The organism is Neobacillus sp. Fa239 (genome assembly GCF_055395235.1).
The window spans coordinates 523,329-546,456 of the sequence record NZ_AP041611.1 but is presented as its reverse complement, the minus strand read 5'-3'; the positions used below and the strand labels follow the sequence as shown (position 1 = coordinate 546,456).

Here is a 23,128-nt window from a genome sequence, read left to right as displayed (position 1 = left end):
TTTGACGATACTCTTCATTTTTTTCTACTACAATTACGGAAAATATCGTAATAATATTAGTAACCCGGCAAATGTCGGGTTGCTCTACTACGGACATATTGTACAAAAACGAACGAATTGTATAAATATTGGGATTTTGGAGGTGTAGTCAGTTTGGAACAAAAAATCGAACAACTATTAATGAAAGGGCTTAACCTCCTTATTGAAATGAAAGAACGATTTTTAAAAGAATGGAAACATATATCTCAACATCTAAATCCTACGTTAGTGTCAAAATTCGATTCACTGATTGAGATGGCCCTTCGACATGTTTCAAAACAGGAATCTCCCTCTATAGATTCTTTAATTCTTTCACTTCTTAATGAATGGCAGAATCGCTTTTCCTCTTTACATGATGAATTTGAATCTATCTTTCTGATCTCCTCTATAGAAGATTTATTTCATAAACTTTTAGCTGAAAATCCTGCTGCTACCATTCTGGATCATCAGGCCATTCAATCCTTTTTTTCGAGAATCCTTGATCATTCCCTGTTAACACATGATTCAATTGACCGCACAGAAAAATGGTTGGATATGATTTTAACTACCAATGTGCTGCCGATGAAGTGGATTGCAGTGGTAAAAAAGGAGCAAAGTGATTTTACGATCGGCCGTGTTGTTTGTTCAGCAGAATATCCGGTAGAAAAGCATTTGCTTGAAATTTGTGCAACATTAAAAGCATCTGAAATCAACCATCTAGCAAATGCTATTTCAAGATTATTAATTTCCAGATCTGAAGAAACGCCTGTCATTCAGATACCATGTATTAATGAAACTCTCCTCATTGGGGTATATGGCCAGTCTCTGGAGGGAATGGAACAACAAATTGACTTTATTAGAGGATTGTATCTTCGTCAGTTAAAGCTTCATCATCTTGAAAATAAATTAGAATGGAAGGATGCATCTCTGTTATTTTTACAGCGACTACTTAGCTCCCGAGGTGTTGATGGGGCCGTTCAAGCCATTACAAAAGGACTAATCGATTATATGCCATTTCAACGTTGCACCCTTTTTCTTTACAATCACTACGAGGAAAAGGGAATGGGCGTTTCCGGATATAATGTAGACCATTCTTCCGTCCAGCAAATAAGGGAAGTCATCTTTAAGCTTCCGTTCATGACAAAGTATTTACACTCTTTGAAACCTTCCCAGCCCCTTTATTTTTCGAACGCTAAGGATGTACTGCCGGAGAAGTATGTGCAGGAGCTTCACCTGAAATCATTGGTTGTCCTGCCGATTTTAGTCCCAACGGAAAACAAATTATTAGGAATTGCTTTATTAGACAAAGGGGAGGATTCTCAATTTGATATTTCGACGCAAACCATGACCACCTTAATTAAATTTGGCCATTATGCGGGAGATTTGCTTTATTCGATTTGGGACGATGCACTCTTGCAATATGGAAGCACGAATTGTGTGTTAACATTTCGGGAAAAAGAAGTATTAAAGCTGATCGCGGAGGGTGCTTCCATCAATGAAGCGGCACAAGAACTTCATCTGAGCAGCTATACGGTCAGGGATTACGTCTCGGCCATCATACAGAAATTAGCAGCTAAAAACCGAACAGACGCCGCGGTTAAAGCGATCAAAATGAAGCTGATTTCGTGAGATAAGCGGTAGCGACCGGTTAGCAATTGCAAAAAGAAGAGAATTAAATGTACAATATTCATTTAAGAAGAGTTTTGGAGGTAAAGAAATTCATGTGGAACGAATTTAAGCAGTTTGCGATAAAGGGAAATGTCATTGACCTCGCTGTCGGGGTGATTATTGGGGGGGCATTTGGTAAAATTGTTACATCTCTTGTCCAAGATGTTATAATGCCATTAGTAGGATTACTACTGGGTGGCATCAATTTATCCAAACTTCATTTTCGCCATTTCCAATATGGCCTGTTTCTCCAATCGGTGGTCGATTTCTTTATTATTTCTTTTTCGATTTTCCTTTTCATCAAATTGATCAATCGGTTTAAAAAGAAGGAAGAAACAGCCAAACTGGAAGTGAAAGTGGACAGGACAGAAGAGCTTTTAGCGGAAATCAGGGACCTATTAAAAGAAGAAAAAGATTTTTTCAGAAAAAATGAAACATCTTGACCATATTTTCGTATATCTTAATAAGACATAATTTTGAGGTGAAAAAAATTGTATACACAAACATCAAGTAGATTTATGCCATCCGTTTTACGTACGTTTGCTGCTTCTCTCGCGATTGCCTTTCTTGGCACATGTGCTGGTGTATTTGTACCGGCAGGATTATTTTTACCGTTGTCCATTTTAGAATTCGTCATGATTATCGCTGCCTTTTTCTTTAGGAGAAGGAAAGCAATCTCTTATTCGTTTCTTTATATTTTTACCTTTATTTCAGGAGTTACCTTGTATCCGATCATAGCTCATTATATGACTACGATTGGTCCAAATTTAGTATTAATGTCGTTTGCCACCACGACCGTTGTGTTTACTGGAATTGCCGTTTATGCGACAAAATCAAAACGAAACTTTTCCTTTATAGGCGGGTTTTTGTTTGCAGCCCTCCTTGCATTAGTAGCCATTTCCATCTTTAATATTTTCTGGCCGCTCTCTAGCGCTGCAATGCTTGCTTACTCGTATATCGGCGTACTGGTTTTCAGCGGCTACATTTTATTTGATTTTAGCCGGATGAAGCATTACGGCGTTCGCCCTGAGGATGTTCCATTGGTTGCACTTAGCCTGTACTTGGATTTTATTAACCTATTCCTAAGCATTCTTCGTATTTTTGGGATTAATTTTAAAAATGACTAAAACTGTTCCAAAAGGGTCAGACCCCCTAGCTCAATACTTAGCGGGGTCTGACCCTTTGTTTTGGGCAGTTTTTTTACGTTTTCTCTAATTGCCTTTTTAAGAATACGGTTACTCCTATTTTCTTGCAAATGGCAGCATAATGCATGAGCGATAACAATACAGCCCCCGTATTCAATCCGATAATTACCCCGTCCATTCCCCATTCATGCCTTGACCCAAGCCAGAGAATAATCGAAAAGGAAACGACCACCGACCAAATAATATGGATGAAGGTTTCTTTAATCAAATCAAGTCCGATTAAGAAGGCCTGCATGGGCATCACGAAATAGTGAAAGAAGAAATATGGCCATAACAATTGTAAGAAAACCGCTGCCTCTGATGATTTATAGAATAGGGAGGTAAGTTTTGGTGCAAAGAAATAGAAAATCGCAACGGCAGCTGTTCCGTAAAAAAAGGTAATGATCATCACCTGCTGCAGCATTTTTTGTAAGCTGGTAATATCTTTTTCCGCATACGTTTTTGAAACAGCAGGGATGAGAACAATCATTAAGGAATGGGCAATAAAGGCGGGAAAAAAACCAATTGAAACCGCAACTCCCATCAGCATGCCAAATTGCTCCGTTGCCAAAATGCTGGTTAATCCTGAACGAATCAATGCTTCTTTAATTAGAAAGGGCTGGATAGCGCCCGTTAAGGCGGCAAACAAACGCATTCCTGTAGTTGGAATCGAAACGGACATTAAACTTTTGCGGACGGTTTTCCGATTTAAATTTGAAAACGGGTAGCGCTTCACCTGCTGGAATTGCACGATGAACAAATAGAATAAATAGAGAAACACGACAACTTCACTGCCGATTAATGTGGCGATCGCAATTAACAAAGATGAGGAATTGTTAAATGCAAAGAAGCGAAACAGGGCATATAGTCCAAACAGCTGAATCATCTTTCGCAAAAAATTGGATACCGCAATCTTCCCCATATGATGTTTCCCCATAAAATACCCTCTGGCAACGGAGGTAAAGGAGATAACCGGGATTAAAATAATGACCAGCCATCTTATGTAGGGATGATAGGAATCAAAAACCGATATAAATGGCATCGTAACGGTTGCGATAAGAAAAAGGATACTTGCAAAAAACACCGTAATCGTCAAGGCATGGTAAAGGATGTTTCGATGGAACCGCTCCTCTTTTTCAGCAATTAACTTTGAGATGGAAACATGCAGTTCAAAACTCGATAGCAGGACGACCAAAAAGATGGATGGCAGAATGGACATATACAAGCCTAACCCATGCTTTCCAAGCTCTCTGGCCAAAATCATATTCACCAGAATTTCAATCCCTTCCCCCAAAAAGGCAGAAGCCGCTAAAAAGAAGATTCCCTTGTAGTAAATAGCCATTTTTTTGATTCCCCTTCATACAAATCTTACTTGTACTAACCTATGAGACAAGTCCTCTGAATAGTAGGGGAATTTCCTTCGAAAAACTAAAAAAGGACTTTTCAGCCCTTTTTTACTTAATTAATGAATGTTTGAATGCATAGATTACTGCTTGGGTGCGGTCCTGAACACCAAGCTTGCTTAAGATATTGCTTACATGGGTTTTGACGGTTTTTAGAGCAATAAACAACTCATCGGCAATCTCTTGATTTGCTTTTCCCTCTGCCATTAGAAGCAGGATTTCCAGTTCGCGGCTCGTCAGCTCTTCATGGGGCAGATGGTGATTCTTCTGGCGCATTTTGACCATCATTTTGCCGGTCACTTCAGGTTCCAGGACAGACTGTCCATGGTAGGTAGCGCGGACGGCATTGGCGATCTCACCGGCCTTCGAGGTTTTTAGCATATAGCTGGTTGCCCCCGCTTCAAGGGCAGGATAAACCTTTTCATCATCTAAAAAGCTTGTGACGATAATGATCTTGGCTTCCGGCCATTTTTCAATGATTCGTTTCGTAGCTTCAATCCCGTCCATTTCTTTCATCACCAGGTCCATTAAAATAATATCAGGGCGAAGCTCAAGCGCCAGCTCAACCCCTCTTTTCCCATCGTCCGCTTCACCCACTACTTCAATATCAGGCTGTGCTGATAGGTAGGCGGATACACCAATTCTGACCATTTCATGGTCATCCACGAAGACGACTCTAATCATTTGCACCATCCCCATTCATCAATACCGGAACCTTTACTTCAAGACGCGTTCCTTTATTTTTCATACTAATGACCTTTAAGGTGCCTCCCACCTCAAGGGCACGTTCATGCATATTTTGCATCCCGTAGGAGCCTGCCTTCGTTTCGGCTGCCTCAAAACCGATGCCGTCATCAACAATTCTCATAATCACCAGGTCGTCACGCTTTATGAGCAAAACTTCAAGCTTGCTGGCTTTTGAATGTCTGAGCGTATTGGAAACAGATTCCTGGAGAATTCGAAAAAGATGGTCTTCCACTCCTTTATCAAGCGGAAATGCCTCCACCTTCCATTTAATATCCATTGTCACCTTTTGTGATAATTCAATTAACAGCTCTTCAATTCCTTCTTGCAGCGTTTTGTTCTTTAAGGCGACCGGCCGCAAATGAAGCAGGAGCGCACGCATTTCCAACTGCGACTGATGAATCATTTCCTCCACCATTTTCAATTGCTTTGCCTCACCGGCATCCGCTGAAAGTTGCTTCGTTTCATTGATGGCCGACATCATCATCGAGGCGGCGAACAGTTGCTGGCTGACGGAATCATGTAATTCACGGGCCAGGCGGTTTCGTTCCTGCTCGATGATTTCTTGTATTCTTGCTTCCTGGTCTTCAACCTTTTCCGTTGCAAGCCGTTGTGAAAGCTTTACTTGCTCAGACATCTGTTTACCAATTTTCTCTATTCGCTTGGCAAGGGTTTGCACTTCAGTAATGGATGGTTTTACTTTAAGCTCAGCCTGTCTGCCCTCCTCCAATTGATGCAAAGAATGATCGACAATTTGAAGCTGCTTTCTCCAGAAATGCCCAGAAAAAGCACCTAATAAAATCCCGATGGCGATGCTGAAGGCAGGAATAAAAACAGCAATGGGTATATCCATAAAGTGACGATCCCATAGCTCGGACCAAGTATGAAGCGGAAAAACAATGATAAAAATAATCGTCATCATCATCGCAATCAAAAAGGAAAAGCCGACATTCCAGATAATTTGGCGCTGAGCTGTACTCATATGCGGCTCACCTCTAAATTCCCCACTACAAGCGAAGTAAAGATTTTTACCTTTTGTTCAGCCAGATCATACCCGGGTGTTTTTAAATAAAATACTTGATTGAAAATTTTTGGTTCATGATGGTCAAAAACGGTCGTCGAACCTGTCACACAGGAATGTTGGATACTTACATCAATATCATATGGAACGAGAATTTGAATATTGCCAATGATGTTTCGAATGAAAATAACGGTTTCTCCTTTCGGAAGCATCGTGTAGCTAAGGTCAATAATGCAATCCCCAATACCTGTTTGGATATTAATATCATTCCATTCGTATACACTCACAGGCGTTTTTTGCTGGCCGAAAAAGATATTTTCAAAGAGCGGCTTGCTCTTGACGATCGTTTCTTCTTGATGGACCTGTGCTGGCTGGACAAATCCCATCGTCATTTTTCTCGGATTTTTTTTCGAGGTGATGTATTGAATAAAAAAGTGCAGTAAAATGGCTAACATTAAAAATTTGAAGATCATCATATTTAAAATACTAATGGCTAAAAAGGCAATGCCACCGTAAAAGAGGATTTTTCCACGTTTTCTTCCGGCCCTTCTTCTGCCTAAGTAAATCATGCCAACTGAAACAAAAAGAGAGAAGATCAGCCCTCTATTGAAAAATAATATATCCATGGCCAGCACGAGAACACCGATAATAACCAGCCAACCGATATAATCATTTTTACTATTTTTAAACATCGGCCTCCCCCTCCCTTTTTTATTATGTATGGCCAAAAGGCGCAGAATCCCTACGCCTTTTAGAATACCATGTTTTGGTTATAAAATGGACTTACTTTCATCCACTTTTCGTTCTTTTTCTAATCGGGCAATGCGCTCATCAATCGTGCTGCGAATAAAGGAATGGTTCACGCGCTGCTCTAAACGGTCCAGATAATTCTCAATCTCGCCAAATCGTGAGAATGCTTTGTTAGAATACGTATCTGCTTCAAGCACTTGATTGATTTTATTGTTGGCGCGGGTGACATTTTCACGGCCCATTAATTCCATTCGGCGGATATTCATATCCTTTAATTTGTGTTTCATTTCCTGATATTTACGCTCCAATGCCACAAGCTGGCCGCTGATTTGTTCAAGAGAGCTGCTCAAACGCTCGGAACGCTCTGCATATTGCTGTGCTTCCGCTTGTGCAAATTGATAGAGTTCCGTTTCCCCTGCCTGTTGAGCAACTTCTGCCTGATGCTTTCTTTTTGCCGCAAATTCCCCAGCATGGGATTGTTCTTTCATAAATTCTTCTTTAAGCAGATATTGACGTTCCAATAGTTTTCTAACCTTTTCCGTTTCCTGCTCACTTTCACGAAGGTATTGGTTAAGCAGGGCGATTGGGTTTTGTTTTTCTTTTTGATCCATCGCCTCGTGTAAATCCGCCATGATTGTATTTTTAATTCTTGTTAATAAGTTTGACATGTTCGTTCTCTCCTTTGATTTAATGAATTTGTTAAACTTGCCGGTTGATTGTAGCGAAGTGGCCTCGCTTTCCGCGGGGAGGTCCGGGAGCCTCCTCGGCGCTATAGGTGCCTGCGGGGTCTCCGGTGACCTCTTCATCCCGCAGGAGTCGACCGCCCTACGCTCCAATCAACAGTTGTAAAAAAATCAACATTCACCTTTAACACAGTCTTTAATTAATATTTTTTCAAATCATTCCATTGCTTTTCGAAATTGGCAAATGGATCGTTTTCTTTTTTTACCCGTGTGTATTTGTTCTGGTTCCATTTTTTATATACGAGGTAAAGCACATAGGCAGCAACAAATCCAATGATGGCCGGCGCATTGTGGATGGAAGCCATTAGGACGATAAAACCAATGACGCCAAGCCCAATTTTCCCTCCTATTCTTTCTGCTTTTAAAAATTGTTTAAAAATGAAGTATAGGAGCACGAGGCTGACACATAACCCCACCATTGGACCGATCGTTGACAGCAGGATGATCGCGGCAATCCCGCCTGCTAAAAGTAAACCAAATTTTTTCATTTTGTTTTCCTCCTTTCGTTATCTTGATTTCATCTTACCTTTTTTCCCCGATTCTCATAATTGCGCTTGAGCTTGATTTTATTATCGGTCTCAAGACGTATAAAGGGTCAGCCCCTGTGAAGGAGCTGACCCTTTTTGATTATTTAGAGATAAATTGCTGTACCCAGTAATAACGCTGCGATCCGCCTTTCGCATATCCAATGCCGATGTAGGTAGTACTTGTGCTTAAAATATTAGCCCGATGTCCCGGACTATTCATCCAGGCATTGACTACTTCTTGTGGTGTTGTTTGGCCGGCTGCAATATTCTCAGCTGCCGCACGGTACGTAATGCCGAAACTCTTCATCATCGTAAAAGGATCCCCATATGTTGGGCTTGTATGAGAAAAGTAATTTTTATCTCTCATATCATTCGCTTTATATCGAGCCACTCTTGAGAGCTCCCAATCCGGCGTAAAAGCTTTCAGACCATACTTGGCCCTTTGCTGATTCGTTAATTGAATCACTTGATTTTCGATGGTTTTGATCGCATCGAAATTAGGGATGTTTACCTTTTCACCCGGATAAATCAAGTTAGGGTTTTTAAATTGTGGGTTGGCCGAAATGATTTCAGATATCCCAACCTGATACTTGACGGCAATTTTCCATAATGAGTCCCCAGGCTGAACGGTATAAATTTGCTGAGCAAATGACACATTTGGAATGCAAAAAAGGGACAGCAGGAACAGTAAACTAAACCAAAATGGTTTTTTCATTTTTTCGCCTCCTCCGAATATATACTTTTGATTTGAGGCTCAAAATATACAAGGAGTTGAAAAATAAGCGGAAGAAATTTTGGAGGAAATAAAAAGGATTAATTCCATTTTACAAATGGAAAAATTATTCCCCCCTATGCATATATTCACATTAAAGGGGGGATTGAACATGGCAGCTTTATGGTGGATCACCGTAATCGGTTTTATTTGTTGCCTTGGGATTTTTGCAGGTACATGGGTTTATTTCCTTAAAAATGGCCTGAATTCAGAAGACGCTACCCGAGTGGACCCTAATCCATCAGACGATGAAGATTAGTCGGATAAGGCCAGATTTAAGCTTTGTTTCGCTGCTTCGATAAATTCCTTTTCCTTTTGATCATGAGCATATCTTAATAAGAGTACAGAGGTAAAAACGGCTTTGAATCTCGCTAAATACCTTGTCCTTTCATCCACTTCTCCATATTCTTTAAAAAATTGGCTGCGGCCTTCGGCTGGCATAAAACTATAGACAAATGAAAGATCTACGGCTCTATTGCCAATATGCGTATCACCCCAGTCAATAATGCCGGACACTTTTCCTTTTGCATCGACTAGAATATTTTTAAAGTGAAGATCACCGTGAACCAAGACTGGCTGATCTTTTCCCTCTATATGTTTCAGCTTGGCGAGATAATTCAAGATTTTTTCATCATTTAAAATTAAGCCATCAGCTATTGCAAGTTTTACATTTTCCTCAAGTTTTGCCATCCTGCTTTCAATATTTAAGCGGTTGAGTTGATCAAATGGCACTCCAAAACTTTCTGCCTGTTCGACCGGGAATTGATGAAGCTTTTGTAAAAAAAGTGCGATTGAAAGAGCAGATCCGATTCGCTCTTTATCCGTTAACCTCCCTGGTGGATTTCCGGAAACAAATTGGTACCCGGTAAAGGGCCAGGGATATTCCTTACTCTGGCGGCCAAAAAAATGAGGGACGGGTATCGGGAGATTTAAGGCAGGAGCCAATTTGGGCAATAAAAGATTTTCTGTCTTTAAAAGCTCGACCGCAATCGCTCGCCTTGGAAAGCGAAAAACATAAGTTTGATTCACCTCAAAAACAGTGTTATCAAAACCTTGACCCAATAATGTGATTTGAATTGGAGCAAGCTCTGGAAATTGTGAAAGAATCAGAGCCTCAGCTTCTTCGGAAGTTAAATTGTACTCCGGCTCCCAAGGTTTAGTCATTGATCGATCCTCCTCATTTGAAGGCCCTGACTTGTGCAGGGTTTTTTGTTTTTCCATTTTATTATATTTTTAAAGGTTTTGGAAAAATTAATCATGAGTCTATTTTGAACGTGGAGGAATACATATGAGTGCTTCAGAAATTAAATTCCCAAAAACCTATTGGCGGGAAATTGAGCTTCCAACATTCCCTAAACTTAATGAAAATATTTCGGTTGATGTCGGCATTGTCGGTGCGGGAATCACAGGTATTACAGCTGCCTATCTTCTCTCAAAAGAGGGCTTAAAGGTGGCACTTGTCGAAGCGGGCAGTGTCTTAAATGGGACTACCGGTCATACGACCGCAAAAGTTACCGCTCAACATGGCTTATTGTACGACGAATTGATTAACCATTTTGGTGAAGAAAAAGCGCGACTGTATTATGAATCACAAATGTCCGCCATTCGCTTCATAAAGGAAAAAGGAATCGAATGTGATCTCAGCAGTGAGGATGCGTATATTTACGCAACCACTGATGAATATAGACGAAATATCGAGACAGAATGGTCTGCCTATGAACGATTAGGGATTGATGGTGCCTTAAAAGATACCATTCCATTTAAAATCCAAACAACGGCAGCGCTCATGATGCGAAATCAGGTCCAGTTTCACCCTCTCAAGTTTTTGAAATCATTGCTTGATGAAGCCGTCATCGCCGGCTGTCAGGTTTTTGAGAATACACCGGCAGACGACCTTGAAGAAGAAGGGACCTATAATCCTAAGATTATTACAAAAGATGGGCATCGGGTTTCCTGCAAACATGTGATCATCGCTTCCCATTATCCTTTTTACGATAAGCCCGGTCTTTATTTTGCCAGGATGTATGCCTCCAGATCCTATGCCATTGGAATTCAAACAAATGAGTATCCCGGCGGCATGTACATCAGCGCTGATAACCCGACCCGTTCGATCCGCTATACACCCTATAACGGGGAAAAGCTGCTGATTATTGGCGGGGAAAATCATAAAACAGGACAGGGTGTCGATACCCTATCGCATTTTAATGCGCTTGAGGAGTTTGCTAAGGATGTGTTTGGGCTTTCCGGTTATAGTTACCGTTGGTCAGCCCAGGATTTAGTGACCATCGACAAAGTGCCATATATCGGGCCAATCACCGAAAACAAACAGCGAGTATTAGTTTCAACCGGCTATAAGAAATGGGGAATGACAACAGGTATTGCGGCCGCCCATTTGGTAGCAGACTACGTTCTGGAACGTGACAATCCTTGTAAGGAGCTGTATTCACCATCCCGATTTGTTGCCGACCCAAGTGTGAAGAATTTGATTTCAACCAATGCAGATGTGGCCAAGCACCTGTTAAAAGGCAAGCTAGAAGTTGTGGTTAAGGAAATTGATGATCTGCAAGCTGGAGAAGGTTCTGTTGTCACCTATAAAGGAAAAAGAGCCGGTGCCTATAAGGACGAGGACGGGAAACTTTATCTTTTGGATACCACTTGTACCCATATTGGCTGCGAAACTGAGTGGAACCATGCTGAAAAAAGCTGGGACTGCCCGTGCCATGGCTCAAGATTCTCTTATGCAGGCGATGTGATTGAAGGCCCGGCGTTAAAACCGCTGAAATGTTTGCTGGATGAGTGATTTTTCATGGAGTGTTTTAATGAAATTGGCCTTTAAATGAATTTATCCACACGTTTTCGAGTGATATCAACACATTTTGGGCGGATATCAACACATTTTTGAGCTATATCAACACATTTTGGGCAGATATCAACAATTTTAAAGTTTATCTACAAATTTTCAAATTTATCTACAAACCCACAAAAAACGCCTCCCATCATTAGGGAGGCGTTTTCACTTATTTGCTATTCGGGCGGTTATGTTTTAGATCTTCTCCAGTAGTAAATTCAACTAGCTCTGAGCTTGTTCTCATCGGTTTCTTGCGGTTATTATTCCGCTGGGCATTCGCGTTGCCTAGCTTCGTTCTTCCCATAAAACCCATCTCCTTTTTCAAGAAAGTCAATGATAGTATGGGTGAATCAAGGCAAACTTATTCTATGATCGGCGGCTTCCGGTACAATGTCATTTGCTCAAATGCATAAGCTGCTTCGATTAAAACAGGTTCACTAAAAGCCGTGCCCGCAAAAGTAATTCCCACCGGCTCCCCTGCCGCCGTAAAGCCTGCCGGAACAGCAATACTTGGATAACCCGCCTTGGCGCTAATATGGGACCCTTCTTCACCAGGAAAAACAATCATATCCAATTTGTATTGTTCAAGCGCATAGTCAATGCCTTTTACTGTTGCATGATAATGATTAAATTCTAACGCTTGGGCATAGGCTTCTTCTGTTAAGGAACCGCTTGTTCCTTCAGATTCAAGCAAGACTGCCTGCCCATATCTCAACATTTGCTCTTCATGATTTTTATTAAACTCAATCAAGTCCGCCAGTGTCCGAATCGGAACGGATGGATGCAGACCATGTAAGTACTCATTTAAGTCGGTTTTAAATTCATGGGTTAGGACATCATACTTCCAATCGGCTTTCGCGGATGGAATCTTCATATCCTCCACTACTTCAGCCCCTGATGCTTTTAATACATCCAGTGCGGCCGCCATGACTGTCCGCTGATCTTCTCTGATGGGATCAATAAAGTCATCCCAGGCAATTCCGATTCTTTTTCCTTTCAAACCATCCTCCAAGAGATATTCGGTAAAATCAGTTTTGACAAGCGGATTTGTTTTTGTAATCGGATCCTCTTCATCTATCCCAGTCAAGGCATTTAATATAATGGCGGCATCTTCAACGGTCCGTGCCATTGGTCCGGCGGTATCCTGCGAATGGGCTATCGGGATAATCCCCCTGCGGCTGATTAAGCCGACGGTTGGCTTAATTCCTACAACTGAGTTTAGACAGGCTGGAAATAAAATGGACCCAGATGTCTCCGTACCAATGGCGACAGCGGCAAAATTAGCGGCAATCCCGGCAGCTGACCCGGAGCTCGAACCGCCAACATCAAATGGTCCATATGGATTTAACACCTGGCCGCCTCGAGAGCTATATCCATTTTTCATCCCATTGGCCATAAAATTCGCCCACTCCGTCATATTCGTTTTCCCAAGGATGATGGCTCCGGCCCTTCGTAATTGTTCCGCGACATAAGAGTCTTTTAACGCAATGGAATTTTTTAAGGCTAAAGACCCGGCACTTGTATGCATTTTGTCCTTCGTATCAATATTATCCTTTATTAAAATGGGAATACCATGCAAGGGACTTCGCGGCCCGAACTCTTTCCGTTCAGCATCAAGTGCTGCCGCGATTTGTATGGCATCCGGATTTAGTTCAATAATGGAGTTAATTTTTTTATCAAAAATTGAAATCCTATATAAATACATTAAGACAAGTTCTTTGGATGTCAGCTCACCGCTGGCTAATTTATGTTGGATTTCTTTAACCGTCGCCTCTTCCAGCCACTCATCATACAGTTTCTTTAATTTTGGATTCTCCATGTTCATCACTCTCCCTAATTACTATTCAAGAAAAAACCCTGAAATCCTTCCGAAAAAAAGACAGCGGGGTATTCCCACTGCCTAGCGCCTAATTTTCTGTTCTTTAAGGTTTTCCTGAGCGATTTGTCCTTTATAAAAAATTCTTTTCTCAACAGGCACATGAAGATCCCGGCAGAATTGTTTCAATTCCCGTTCTTCCCTTTCGGTAACAAGGGAAATGACCATTCCGCTTGCCCCCATTCTTCCAGTCCGTCCTGTCCGGTGTACATATTGAGTAAGGTCCCTTGGAAAATCAATATGTACAACATGGGTCACACCTTGAATATCCAAACCTCTTGCCGCCACATCGGTCGCAATCAGCAGATTCATTTTCCCATCACGAAACGACTTAAGCGCGGTTTGACGGTCCAGCTTTTTCATATCACTATGTAAAATGCCGACAGAGAGTTCTTTAAAATGCAATTTTTCCTTAAAAACTTGAATTTCGCCAATATCATTGATAAAAGCCAAAGCTTTGATTCCTTCTAAGCGGGCAATTTTTTCGAGAAGTTTGATTTTGTCACGTTGTTCAGCAAGGAAATAGATATGTTCTACCTTTCCCGAAGAGGCTATTTCGTCCTTCACAATTCGAAGGAATTCCGGCTCCTTCGTCAGCCCCTTCGCCAATCCTTCGGTTTCGGCCTTCATAGTGGCTGAAAATAAGACAACTTGGCGGTGGTCAGCCATGGTGGACTTCACAATGTTTTGGACGGTGTTCAAATGCTCGGGAATTAACAGCTGATCCCCTTCATCAAGAACGACCATCTTCACTTCATGCATCTTTACTTTTTTCTGTTTGATTAATTCATATAAACGACCTGGAGTCGCAAAAATGACATGCGGACGTTTTTTTAATTTTTCCAGCTGTCTTTTTAAATTCGCTCCGCCTATGATGGAGGTGCCCCGAATTCCGCTTCCCTCCGACCATTTTTGAAATTCCTGATAAACTTGCATGACGAGCTCCTGTGAGGAAGCAAGCACAACTGCTTGAAGGGATGGTGAATCGGCCTCAATCAGATTTAAAAGCGGTAATAAATAGGCAAGCGTTTTTCCTGTCCCCGTTGGAGATTCGGCGATAACATCCTTACCCTCTATAATCATCGGAATGGCTTCATCTTGGATGGATGTTGGCTGCTCAAAGCCTGACTTCTTCCAGGCTTCCTGTAAAAATGGTTTTAATATGTTTAACATTGCTTACTCCTTTTTCAATCACTTTTCCTTATTATTCGCTCTTGATACTAACTTATCCCGCAGCCTGTGTCCAGCAGGATTAAATTACAAATACAGCAGAATCCAGACCATATGAAAACAAAGAACGGAGAAATAGAGAACACTTGCCGAGATTAAGAGCGTCCGAATCCAGCCTTTTAGCGGCCGGAGATAAAACAAACCAATAAGCAAAAGGGGCAGGCAGATTTTGATCAGGTAAAAAAAGATCCAGCTTTGGTGGATGACAAACTTCATCATCGGGTTTCCTTCATCAATGACCCCAAATGCAATTCCAAGATTGGTCAAGACGGCATCTACGATTCCGGCAAAAAGCAGAAATAAACAGATTTTCATCTTTTCCTCCTCAAAAATTCGTCGTTCTTTATAAAGAACTGCATAGTATAGATAAATTCTTTATGAAAGAGCAAATGTCCTGCGGAGAAAAAGCACTAATATTGTCGTTTCAAGGGTGAAAAGGACTTTTTAAATGCATTCCTCAATTTGTATACCGGCTATTTTGGGGCATGGCCACTTCTTCAAAATGATCCACTAAATAACGAAGGCCTTCTTCAAGTTCTTCCCCGCTCATGGGGAGTCCATGACCGGTAATGGCTATTCCCGGTTTTAAAGCTTCCAGCATTTTCACTGACTCATAGGCAGCCTTCCAGTCCGTTGTATAATATCTAGGGGGCCCGCTGATTTCCTGTGTTTGAGTCAACACCTTATAAAGGGATTCCTGCTTTACGGTTACGAAAGCATCACCTGCGATAAGGGTCCTGTCCTCTTCTCGGAATAAGGAAATATGGCCAGGAGTATGGCCAGGGGTATGGAGCCACTTCCACCCCGGCATATTCGGAACCGTGCCATCAGGGGGCAGTGCTCCCACATGTTTGCCAATATCAATTCCATGATTGGGGAACAGTGGTGACATCTTTGCAACAAGGCCGCCAGACACGCTTGGGTCCCCTGGCGGATAATCATTTTGCCCTGTTAAATAAGAGATTTCCAATTCATGTGCATAGACAGGTACCTTCCAATGCTCTAATAGTTCCACCAGGGATCCGACATGATCAAAATGCCCATGTGTTAAAACGATCATCTTTGGCTGAGCGTTTTTACCAAATTGTTCTTCTATCATTTCCTTGATTTCGTCAGCACACTTTGGCATGCCGGCATCGATTAAAATAAACTCTTCAGCATGACCTACCAGCATAAGATTGACAATCTTATTCGTGTAACAAATCACATCAGGCAAGACAGAATTTACTGTACCGCTGCCTGCCGAAGTCATTGGTAAAAATGTATTTTCAAATTTATTGTCCTGGATGTGCTCCAAAAAAATCCCTCCCCGTTTTTTCATAGTATCTAACAGGAAGGGATATTTATTTAGTCAAATGCACGCATCGTTAATTTGTTCAGACTATTTATATCACGTTTTTTACTCTTTTCGAAAGATTTGTGAACAATACCGCTCAAAAGTCTTCAAAGCTATAAATGATGATAGAATGAATAAAAGCAAGATTACAATATTTCGGAGTTGAATATGATGTTTAAAAAAATCTCCATTATTGCTTCGCTGATATTTTTTCTATTAGGAACAAGTGTATTTTCGCAGTCACATATAGAGGCTGCTTCTTCAAATGCCCCATCTAAAAAATTAATTCAAACAGGCAGCAATAATAATAGTACTTCCATGAATGCGTATATTTTGCCAGGCACGGTCGGCATCCTTTTTATCATTGGTATTAGCTCTTACTGGTTAATCTATCGGAGGAAGACATTAAAAAAAGAAGTGTGAATCATTAAAATGATTCACACTTCTTTTTTTAAGATGAATGAAAGGATCTCCAAAAGGGTCCCTTTTGATCAATTATTTCGCCAAGTTCTTCAAACGGAATGGTAAAGGTCGGAAATCCTGCGGCATAAGGAGCAATCTCATAAGGGGAAAAATAAATATTTAGAGCCCCTTCACTAATAAAAAACGGTTGATCCTTCTTTATTCCCTTATAGGCATCCGGGAAAACATAGGAGTATTTCTCATTGCTTTTAATTTGAGCGCCGATCATGTCACTAATTACTTTTACATAATCGCTGTCACGCTTAAATAAATCCTTGAGCTGATAGATGACGCCTTTATTCAGGTCAATATGAGCATATTTTTTTACAGGCATGCCATGTGCGGCGCCGAACGGATAATCATAACCGGTTAGTTCGATTACGGCGAGGTGATCCTTAAAATAGGCGACTTCAAAATCTCCCATATAGTTTGACTCAAGCTGTTTGTCGGCTGGTACCTCCTTCACACCTGCTAATTGCTTTAATAGTTGATTGATCGGGTCACGGACGCCTTTTATTTGCGGATAGTAAACAAGGTAATCCTTATTTGGCCGGTATTTCTCCTCCACAACAGAAAACTGTCTGTTTAGAGGAATGATGGTATTCTGTTTCCATATCAACTCGCCATTATTATTAAAATAATAGAGGCGATAATCAATTTCTCCCTTGATTAACGTACGATCCATTTCCAACGTTCCGCTGCCGTCCACCAGCGGCAGATGCTCCATCCGCTTTCCGCTTTTATCAATAAAGAAGGTGGATTGGTCATTAGAAGCCGAAGCAACCCCGTCCTTGTAATTTGTGATTCCATTATATATAAATCCGGTTAAAATATGACCTTCCGAATCGGCCACTGCATATTTTGAACCGATGTACGGCTTCTCCGGGTCCAGCGCCCTTCCAAGAGCAAAGCGGTCTTCTCCAAGATCCATGATCCTGTTATAGTTGGGTTTAAAGATAAAATTCCCTTTCCGATCAATGAGGCCAAAGTGGTCCTTATAATCATCGGATACATTGACAATTGCACGTCCTCCATGAAAACCCTGGGCGCTTGAAAATTGCGGCTCAATGACAACATTCCCTTGTTCATCGATATACCCGAATTTCCCTTCCCTGCTTTTTTGAAAAACCAGCATGCCTTCACCAAAATTTCCGACAAAAAAATCCGGGTACTTATGCAAAATTTTTCCATTTAAGTCAATTAGCGCAAAGCTGTCGTTTTTTAATTTTACGGCGGTTTTTCCTTCATTAAAGTTAGCTGCTGATTCATAGCTTAGTGGAATCGCTTCTTTTCCCCGTCTAGTAAGATACCCGTATAAATATTGGCCATGCTCGTCTGTATCTGCAAATAATGCCCGCCCTTCCTGGTAATCTCCTATATAGGAATAAGCCTTCGAGGTGATTTCCTTACCACTTTCATCAATCACTTTAAAGCCTTGATGGTCAATAACCGTTGCCCGCCCCTCTGAAAAGGGGTTGATGGTATCGTATTTCGGTTTCACAATTAAATAGCCATTAGAATCTATCACTCCTGTTTGGTCCATCAAGCTGACGATTGCTAATCCATTGTCCTGAAAATCTCCGGCGCGGTCGTAGATAGGAGGAAGAATAAACTTGCCTTTTTGATCAATATAGCCCCACTTGTTTCCGCCGATTTCTTTAATGGAGGCTGGAAAAAGATAAACGGCCCTCGTTTCCTCACTGTCTTGTAAGGCTTTCTTTTTTGCCTCCTTCAAATAGCGGTGATAAAATAAATAATCCGGATGTTCTCGGATTTTCTGTTCGTAATATTTGACCACCTTTTTAAAGTAATAGGGCTCCACATCCTTCGCTCGAACGAGCTTCCCCTTTTCAAAGCGGTACACATCCACCTTGTAGGCTTCAGCGGTATCGTGCAACCAAAGAGCGATTTCGGCTTTACCGTCTTTACCGTTTCTGCCAGGCATGTCTTCTATCTCCATTTTACTGAACACGTAATCATCCTTGGTCAATTCCTTTAAGCCATTATTCTTCCACTCATAAATGGCTAATTTTGACCAAATTCCGCCGATTTGCCAGCCTACCACGATATCCATAGCATGGCTGCTGGTAATATTGGCTATCCCAAAATAACTAACTTGATAACCAATCCCCTCGGCTACGGAGATAATTTTCCAATGCCCGTAAAAATTATTTAGCACAAATAAATAAAGCTTCTGATGCATTCGATAAATCCCAATGACTTCCTTAAACCGATCATGATCCAGATCAATCGTTTGAAGAAGAGCCTTTTTTGGATATGATTCGGCAAACACTAATTCTGCACCATATGGAAGGAAGGGCAAGACCCAATTTTGTCCTGTTCCGTACATCATAGCTCCCCCATTTTAGTTTTTTATCTATATATATGTCATGCAGGTAAAAAGGGGGTCAGTCCCCCGCTGCTTTAAAGCAGCGGGGGACTGACCCCTTTAATGACCAATGTTATTGATGTTTGGAATTAGTTGATTCCAATCTTTAATGGAAAGGACTGTGTTCCAATGGCCGGTGATTTTTGCGATTCCTACCACGAGGATAAATAAGGCAAGGAATGCAACAGGCACAAACCATTTGTTTACCTTTTTGTTTGCGACCGTCATGTTCAAGGTATCTTTGATTGGACAAGCTTCCACACATTGCATGCAGGCGGTACAATCCGGCGTTGCCACCACTTGTTTTTTATGCACTTTAATCCTTTGCGGACAAACCTTTGTACACATCTCGCAATTTGTACAAGTATCTTCATTCTGGCGAACCTTCGTAATTCTGAAAATCGATCCAAGACCAATCATGGCACCATACGGGCAAAGGAATCGACACCAGAAGTTTTTAAAGAAAAGGGAAAGAATAAACAAAACAATGATAAACTTTAAGGCGAAACCGCCGATGTTAAGGAAAAACAGCAGCATTTTCACATCCGAAATCTCATTATAGGGATCCGTTAGGAAAGCCTTTGCTTCGATTGGCTGCATGTTAATAATCATATTTAAAAAGAATAATAATAATAAATATTTTAAGGGCGTTAACAGCCAGACAAACGGCTGTGGAACTTCAAGGTTCCGTTTAAAAAGCTTCTTACCGAGCATTCCCGTCCATTCACTAACCGTTCCGACAGGGCAAAACCAGCTGCAAAATGATTTGCGAAAAACAATTCCCGAACCAATAAAAAAGGCAAATAAGACGAGACCGGCCGGGTGAATTTTATCAAACCCTCCGCCTGTCAGCCAAACCTTCAAAGCGACCAGCGCGCTGATCGGTAAAAAACCTTCCACAGCAGATGGCCGCGCCACAAAAGGCTGAACCCCGAGAGTTTTAAAATGCATATAAAATTGATAGAAACGCAATCCTACATAAAGTAAAAATAATAGAAACACAGTTTGCACCGTATGTCTTGTTATTTGAACCGGCTTTCGCTTTAATTGTTTAACATACCAGGCCTTTGATTTCATCACGAAACCCTCCATTTCTTCGATAACTTAACTATAAGAAAAGGATAAACCACCCCGTGTGATATAAATCATCTATTCTATTGATTTCATAAAGAGTTCACAAAGGCATTCTCAAAGTTGACAAATAATGGGGTAGCCCAGCAGCACATCCTTAGAAGGGTTCAAGCTTATTAAGCTGCTTTTTAATTACATAGAAAAAGCACACGAGAAATCTCGTGTGCATCTCCTGCAGTTATTAAATTTTAAACGAGCTTTTCAATGAAACAATTCGGTTAAAGACGAGCTTATCCCCGGTTGAATGTTTCGGATCGACATTGAAATAACCGTGTCTAAAGAATTGGAATTTATCCTGCGGGAGGCTTTCCTTCATGTTTGGTTCCACAAATCCTTGAAAAATTTCTAATGATTGAGGATTAACATGATCGAGGAAGGTTGTTTCTTCCCCCTCATTTTCCTCTCCGTCCTGCTCGATAATAAGTGGTTCATATAAACGGAATTCTGCAGGGACTGCATGTGTTGCTTCCACCCAGTGGATCGTTCCTTTTACCTTGCGGCCTGTAAATCCGGTTCCACTTTTTGTTTGCGGATCGTAGGTGCAGCGAAGCTCAACAACTTCCCCGTTTTCATTCTTTATTACTTCTTCACATTTAATGAAATAGGCATGCTTTAAGCGAACCTCATTCCCAGGGAACAAGCGGAAATATTTATTTGGCGGATTTTCCATAAAATCGTCCTGCTCGATATAAATTTCTCGCGAAAAAGGGATCTTCCGCATGCCCATTTCCGGATTTTCCGGATTGATTTCGGCATCAAGCAATTCTATTTGGCCCTCAGGATAGTTGGTTATGACCACCTTTAACGGATGGATAATCCCCATTGTTCTTGGCGCTTTTAATTTTAAATCCTCTCGGACAAAATGATCGAGCATTTGCGAATCGACTGCACCGGATCCTTTTGAAACACCTGTTTCGCGAACAAAATTGCGAATCGATTCCGGAGTAAAGCCTTTTCTTCTCATTCCGGAAATCGTTGGCATGCGAGGATCATCCCAGCCATCGACAAAGCCTTCATCCACTAACTTCTTCAACTTTCGCTTACTCATTACGGTATTGGTCACATTTAAACGGCCAAACTCAATTTGCTGCGGTGTGCTTTCCATCTCACACTTCTCGACAACCCAATTATAAAGAGGGCGTTGATCCTCAAATTCAATGGTACAAATCGAATGGGTGACCCCTTCAATTGCATCCTCAAGCGGATGGGCAAAAGCGTACATCGGGTAAATGCACCATTTGTCCCCAGTGTTGTGGTGTGTGGCATGGGCAATCCGATAAATAACCGGGTCACGCAGATTGATATTCGGTGACTTCATATCAATTTTCGCACGCAGCACCTTTTGACCATTATCAAACTCGCCATTCTTCATCCGTTCAAATAAATCAAGGTTCTCCTCAATAGAACGGCCGCGATATGGACTATCCTTACCAGGTGCAGTCAGTGTTCCGCGGTATTCGCGGATTTCATCTGCGGACAAGTCATCCACATAGGCCAGACCCTTTTTAATTAAAAGCACAGCGCGATTGTACATTTCATCAAAATAATTAGAGGCAAAAAGTAAATCATCCCATTCAAATCCAAGCCATTTCACATCTTCTTTGATGGAATTAACATATTCAATATCCTCTTTTAGCGGATTCGTATCGTCAAATCGTAAATTGGTTTTACCTCTAAATTCATCAGCCAAACCGAAGTTGATGATAATCGATTTTGCATGTCCAATATGCAAATACCCGTTTGGTTCTGGAGGAAAACGCGTTACAACGGTATCGTGCTTTCCGGATTCCAAATCCTTTATCATAATATCCTTAATAAAGTTTGATGTTTGATTGTCCACCTTTTTCAACCTCTTTCTTCCTATCTATTAATATAAATACCATAAATAATGATTTTTTTCCAATGTACCCTATTTTTAAAATTGGAAAACTCCCCAAATAAAAGCTACAATCAATTGGTAAATAAGTAATTGGAGGAGAAGAGCATGCTAAACCTTGGCACAGTTGGAACAGGATGGATTACTGCGTCCTTTATCGAAGCGGCGAGACTCAGTGGAAATTTCAATTTAGTTGGTGTCTATTCGCGAACAGAGGAAAAAGCAAAAGAACTGGCAAATACATATGATGCTTCCCACTATTATACGGATTTAAAGGCGATGGCGGAAAGTACGGAAATTGAGGCTGTTTATATCGCCTCACCGAATTCCGTTCATTTTGAACAGACACTTTTATTTTTAAAAAATAAGAAACATGTAATTTGTGAAAAACCGATTTTTTCAAATACCGCTGAATTAGCTGAGGCATATCGTACAGCTGCAGAAAATGGGGTTTACTTATTCGAGGCGATTCGCAATATTCATACCCCGAATTTCGCCATTTTAAAAGAAAAGCTGGCAATGGCCGGCAAGTTGAGGAGCACGGTATTGCCTTATATTCAATATTCCTCCCGTTACGATTCATTTTTAAAAGGGGATGTTCCGAATATATTCTCTGCAGCCTATTCCGGAGGGGCCCTTGTTGATTTAGGTGTCTATCCTCTCTATTTAGCGGTGGGCTTGTTCGGGGAACCGCAGACAGTGGCCTATCAACCGTTCCTTTTACATAGCGGTGTTGACGGAAGCGGAACTCTTGTTTTAAATTATGGAGATTTTGTCTGTACCATCCTTTGTTCAAAGGTAGCCCATTCGGTTATTCCATGCGAAATACATGGTGAGAAGGGTACCTTTGTCCTCGAAGACGCAGCGCCCATTTCCGAGATTAAATTTATTGACAGCCATACGAAGGAAAGCGAGATTTTAAGCGTTGATCAGGAAGAAAAGAATATGGTGTATGAATGTATCAATATTGCCCGGATCATTGAAACCAAAAATGACGAGGAATATGAAGAATTGCAGAGATGGAGCCAGATTGTCCTGAAGATTACCGAAGAGGCGAGAAGACAGAATAAGATTGTATTTGATGTTGAAAAGTAAAGCTCATTGACCGCATGAGCGGTTTTTGGTGCTTTAAGGTCAATGGAATGGAGCT

Annotated in this window: 23 protein-coding genes; 7 read left to right on the top strand and 16 right to left on the bottom strand. The window is 41.2% G+C overall.

Annotated elements, in window-relative coordinates:
* Positions 1-153: 153 nt before the first annotated feature.
* The 3 genes from ACZ5XR_RS02610 to ACZ5XR_RS02600 all read left to right on the top strand — a co-directional run bounded on the left by ACZ5XR_RS02610 (position 154) and on the right by ACZ5XR_RS02600 (position 2,813).
* The gene (locus ACZ5XR_RS02610; RefSeq protein ID WP_464500154.1) at positions 154-1,647 is read left to right on the top strand and encodes a response regulator transcription factor; all 1,494 of its coding nucleotides are present in this window, start codon (positions 154-156) and stop codon (positions 1,645-1,647) included.
* Positions 1,648-1,739: 92 nt separating this feature from the next.
* Positions 1,740-2,129, top strand: coding sequence for a large-conductance mechanosensitive channel protein MscL (mscL, locus tag ACZ5XR_RS02605; protein WP_464500153.1), 390 nt, complete (start codon positions 1,740-1,742; stop codon positions 2,127-2,129).
* A 75-nt stretch (positions 2,130-2,204) separates the two neighbouring features.
* Complete coding sequence (locus ACZ5XR_RS02600) at positions 2,205-2,813, top strand: Bax inhibitor-1/YccA family protein (RefSeq protein ID WP_464502201.1); 609 nt, start codon at positions 2,205-2,207, stop codon at positions 2,811-2,813.
* Positions 2,814-2,886: 73 nt separating this feature from the next.
* Here ACZ5XR_RS02600 and ACZ5XR_RS02595 read toward each other — a convergent pair whose 3' ends face one another.
* The 7 genes from ACZ5XR_RS02595 to safA form a co-directional block, all read right to left on the bottom strand.
* Positions 2,887-4,212 (bottom strand): oligosaccharide flippase family protein, encoded by a 1,326-nt coding sequence (locus tag ACZ5XR_RS02595; protein ID WP_464500152.1) that lies wholly within the window; start codon positions 4,210-4,212, stop codon positions 2,887-2,889.
* Between the two features lie 112 nt (positions 4,213-4,324).
* Positions 4,325-4,957 (bottom strand): response regulator, encoded by a 633-nt coding sequence (locus ACZ5XR_RS02590; RefSeq protein WP_464500151.1) that lies wholly within the window; start codon positions 4,955-4,957, stop codon positions 4,325-4,327.
* Positions 4,950-5,999: a sensor histidine kinase gene (locus tag ACZ5XR_RS02585; protein WP_464500150.1), complete on the bottom strand. Its 1,050-nt coding sequence runs from the start codon at positions 5,997-5,999 to the stop codon at positions 4,950-4,952. The genes ACZ5XR_RS02590 and ACZ5XR_RS02585 overlap by 8 nt, the downstream gene beginning before the upstream one ends.
* A complete protein-coding gene (gene liaF / locus ACZ5XR_RS02580; protein ID WP_464500149.1) occupies positions 5,996-6,730 on the bottom strand; it encodes a cell wall-active antibiotics response protein LiaF in 735 nt (244 codons plus the stop codon). Before liaF ends, ACZ5XR_RS02585 begins: the two co-directional genes overlap by 4 nt.
* A gap of 78 nt (positions 6,731-6,808) precedes the next feature.
* Positions 6,809-7,456, bottom strand: a complete 648-nt coding sequence (locus ACZ5XR_RS02575; protein ID WP_464500148.1) for a PspA/IM30 family protein — start codon at positions 7,454-7,456, stop codon at positions 6,809-6,811.
* Positions 7,457-7,671: 215 nt separating this feature from the next.
* Entirely contained in the window at positions 7,672-8,019 is a 348-nt protein-coding gene (locus ACZ5XR_RS02570; RefSeq protein ID WP_464500147.1) for a lmo0954 family membrane protein, read from the bottom strand.
* 139 nt (positions 8,020-8,158) lie between these two features.
* Positions 8,159-8,773 (bottom strand): SafA/ExsA family spore coat assembly protein, encoded by a 615-nt coding sequence (gene safA / locus ACZ5XR_RS02565; RefSeq protein ID WP_464500146.1) that lies wholly within the window; start codon positions 8,771-8,773, stop codon positions 8,159-8,161.
* A gap of 169 nt (positions 8,774-8,942) precedes the next feature.
* On the opposite strand from safA, the gene ACZ5XR_RS02560 reads away from it, so the two are divergent.
* The gene (locus ACZ5XR_RS02560; RefSeq protein WP_464500145.1) at positions 8,943-9,089 is read left to right on the top strand and encodes a hypothetical protein; all 147 of its coding nucleotides are present in this window, start codon (positions 8,943-8,945) and stop codon (positions 9,087-9,089) included.
* Here ACZ5XR_RS02560 and ACZ5XR_RS02555 read toward each other — a convergent pair.
* Positions 9,086-9,994: a phosphotransferase gene (locus tag ACZ5XR_RS02555; protein WP_464500144.1), complete on the bottom strand. Its 909-nt coding sequence runs from the start codon at positions 9,992-9,994 to the stop codon at positions 9,086-9,088. The genes ACZ5XR_RS02560 and ACZ5XR_RS02555 overlap by 4 nt on opposite strands.
* A 124-nt stretch (positions 9,995-10,118) precedes the next feature.
* On the opposite strand from ACZ5XR_RS02555, the gene ACZ5XR_RS02550 reads away from it, so the two are divergent.
* Complete coding sequence (locus ACZ5XR_RS02550) at positions 10,119-11,630, top strand: FAD-dependent oxidoreductase (RefSeq protein WP_464500143.1); 1,512 nt, start codon at positions 10,119-10,121, stop codon at positions 11,628-11,630.
* 217 nt (positions 11,631-11,847) lie between these two features.
* Here the strand turns inward: ACZ5XR_RS02550 and ACZ5XR_RS02545 are convergent, their stop codons facing one another.
* The 5 genes from ACZ5XR_RS02545 to ACZ5XR_RS02525 all read right to left on the bottom strand — a co-directional run bounded on the left by ACZ5XR_RS02545 (position 11,848) and on the right by ACZ5XR_RS02525 (position 16,105).
* Positions 11,848-11,982, bottom strand: a complete 135-nt coding sequence (locus tag ACZ5XR_RS02545; RefSeq protein ID WP_464500142.1) for a hypothetical protein — start codon at positions 11,980-11,982, stop codon at positions 11,848-11,850.
* 57 nt (positions 11,983-12,039) lie between these two features.
* On the bottom strand, positions 12,040-13,497 hold the full coding sequence (locus tag ACZ5XR_RS02540) for an amidase family protein (RefSeq protein WP_464500141.1): 1,458 nt from the start codon (positions 13,495-13,497) through the stop codon (positions 12,040-12,042).
* Positions 13,498-13,578: 81 nt separating this feature from the next.
* Positions 13,579-14,727 carry a DEAD/DEAH box helicase gene (locus tag ACZ5XR_RS02535; protein WP_464500140.1) on the bottom strand — a complete coding sequence of 383 codons (1,149 nt, stop codon included), beginning with the start codon at positions 14,725-14,727 and terminating at the stop codon, positions 13,579-13,581.
* A gap of 84 nt (positions 14,728-14,811) precedes the next feature.
* Positions 14,812-15,099 (bottom strand): DUF5658 family protein, encoded by a 288-nt coding sequence (locus ACZ5XR_RS02530; RefSeq protein WP_464500139.1) that lies wholly within the window; start codon positions 15,097-15,099, stop codon positions 14,812-14,814.
* 142 nt (positions 15,100-15,241) lie between these two features.
* Positions 15,242-16,105 carry an MBL fold metallo-hydrolase gene (locus ACZ5XR_RS02525; protein WP_464500138.1) on the bottom strand — a complete coding sequence of 288 codons (864 nt, stop codon included), beginning with the start codon at positions 16,103-16,105 and terminating at the stop codon, positions 15,242-15,244.
* Between the two features lie 183 nt (positions 16,106-16,288).
* Here ACZ5XR_RS02525 and ACZ5XR_RS02520 point away from each other — a divergent pair, with 183 nt between their 5' ends.
* Positions 16,289-16,543, top strand: a complete 255-nt coding sequence (locus ACZ5XR_RS02520) for a hypothetical protein (RefSeq protein WP_464500137.1) — start codon at positions 16,289-16,291, stop codon at positions 16,541-16,543.
* Between the two features lie 28 nt (positions 16,544-16,571).
* On the opposite strand, the gene ACZ5XR_RS02515 is transcribed toward ACZ5XR_RS02520, so the two are convergent.
* The 3 genes from ACZ5XR_RS02515 to ACZ5XR_RS02505 all read right to left on the bottom strand — a co-directional run bounded on the left by ACZ5XR_RS02515 (position 16,572) and on the right by ACZ5XR_RS02505 (position 21,942).
* On the bottom strand, positions 16,572-18,935 hold the full coding sequence (locus ACZ5XR_RS02515) for a WG repeat-containing protein (RefSeq protein ID WP_464500136.1): 2,364 nt from the start codon (positions 18,933-18,935) through the stop codon (positions 16,572-16,574).
* Positions 18,936-19,031: 96 nt separating this feature from the next.
* Positions 19,032-20,048, bottom strand: coding sequence for a 4Fe-4S binding protein (locus ACZ5XR_RS02510; RefSeq protein ID WP_464502200.1), 1,017 nt, complete (start codon positions 20,046-20,048; stop codon positions 19,032-19,034).
* A gap of 235 nt (positions 20,049-20,283) precedes the next feature.
* Positions 20,284-21,942, bottom strand: a complete 1,659-nt coding sequence (locus ACZ5XR_RS02505; protein WP_464502199.1) for a glutamine--tRNA ligase/YqeY domain fusion protein — start codon at positions 21,940-21,942, stop codon at positions 20,284-20,286.
* Positions 21,943-22,086: 144 nt separating this feature from the next.
* Here ACZ5XR_RS02505 and ACZ5XR_RS02500 point away from each other — a divergent pair, with 144 nt between their 5' ends.
* Complete coding sequence (locus tag ACZ5XR_RS02500) at positions 22,087-23,073, top strand: Gfo/Idh/MocA family protein (RefSeq protein ID WP_464500135.1); 987 nt, start codon at positions 22,087-22,089, stop codon at positions 23,071-23,073.
* The last annotated feature ends 55 nt before the right edge of the window (positions 23,074-23,128 follow it).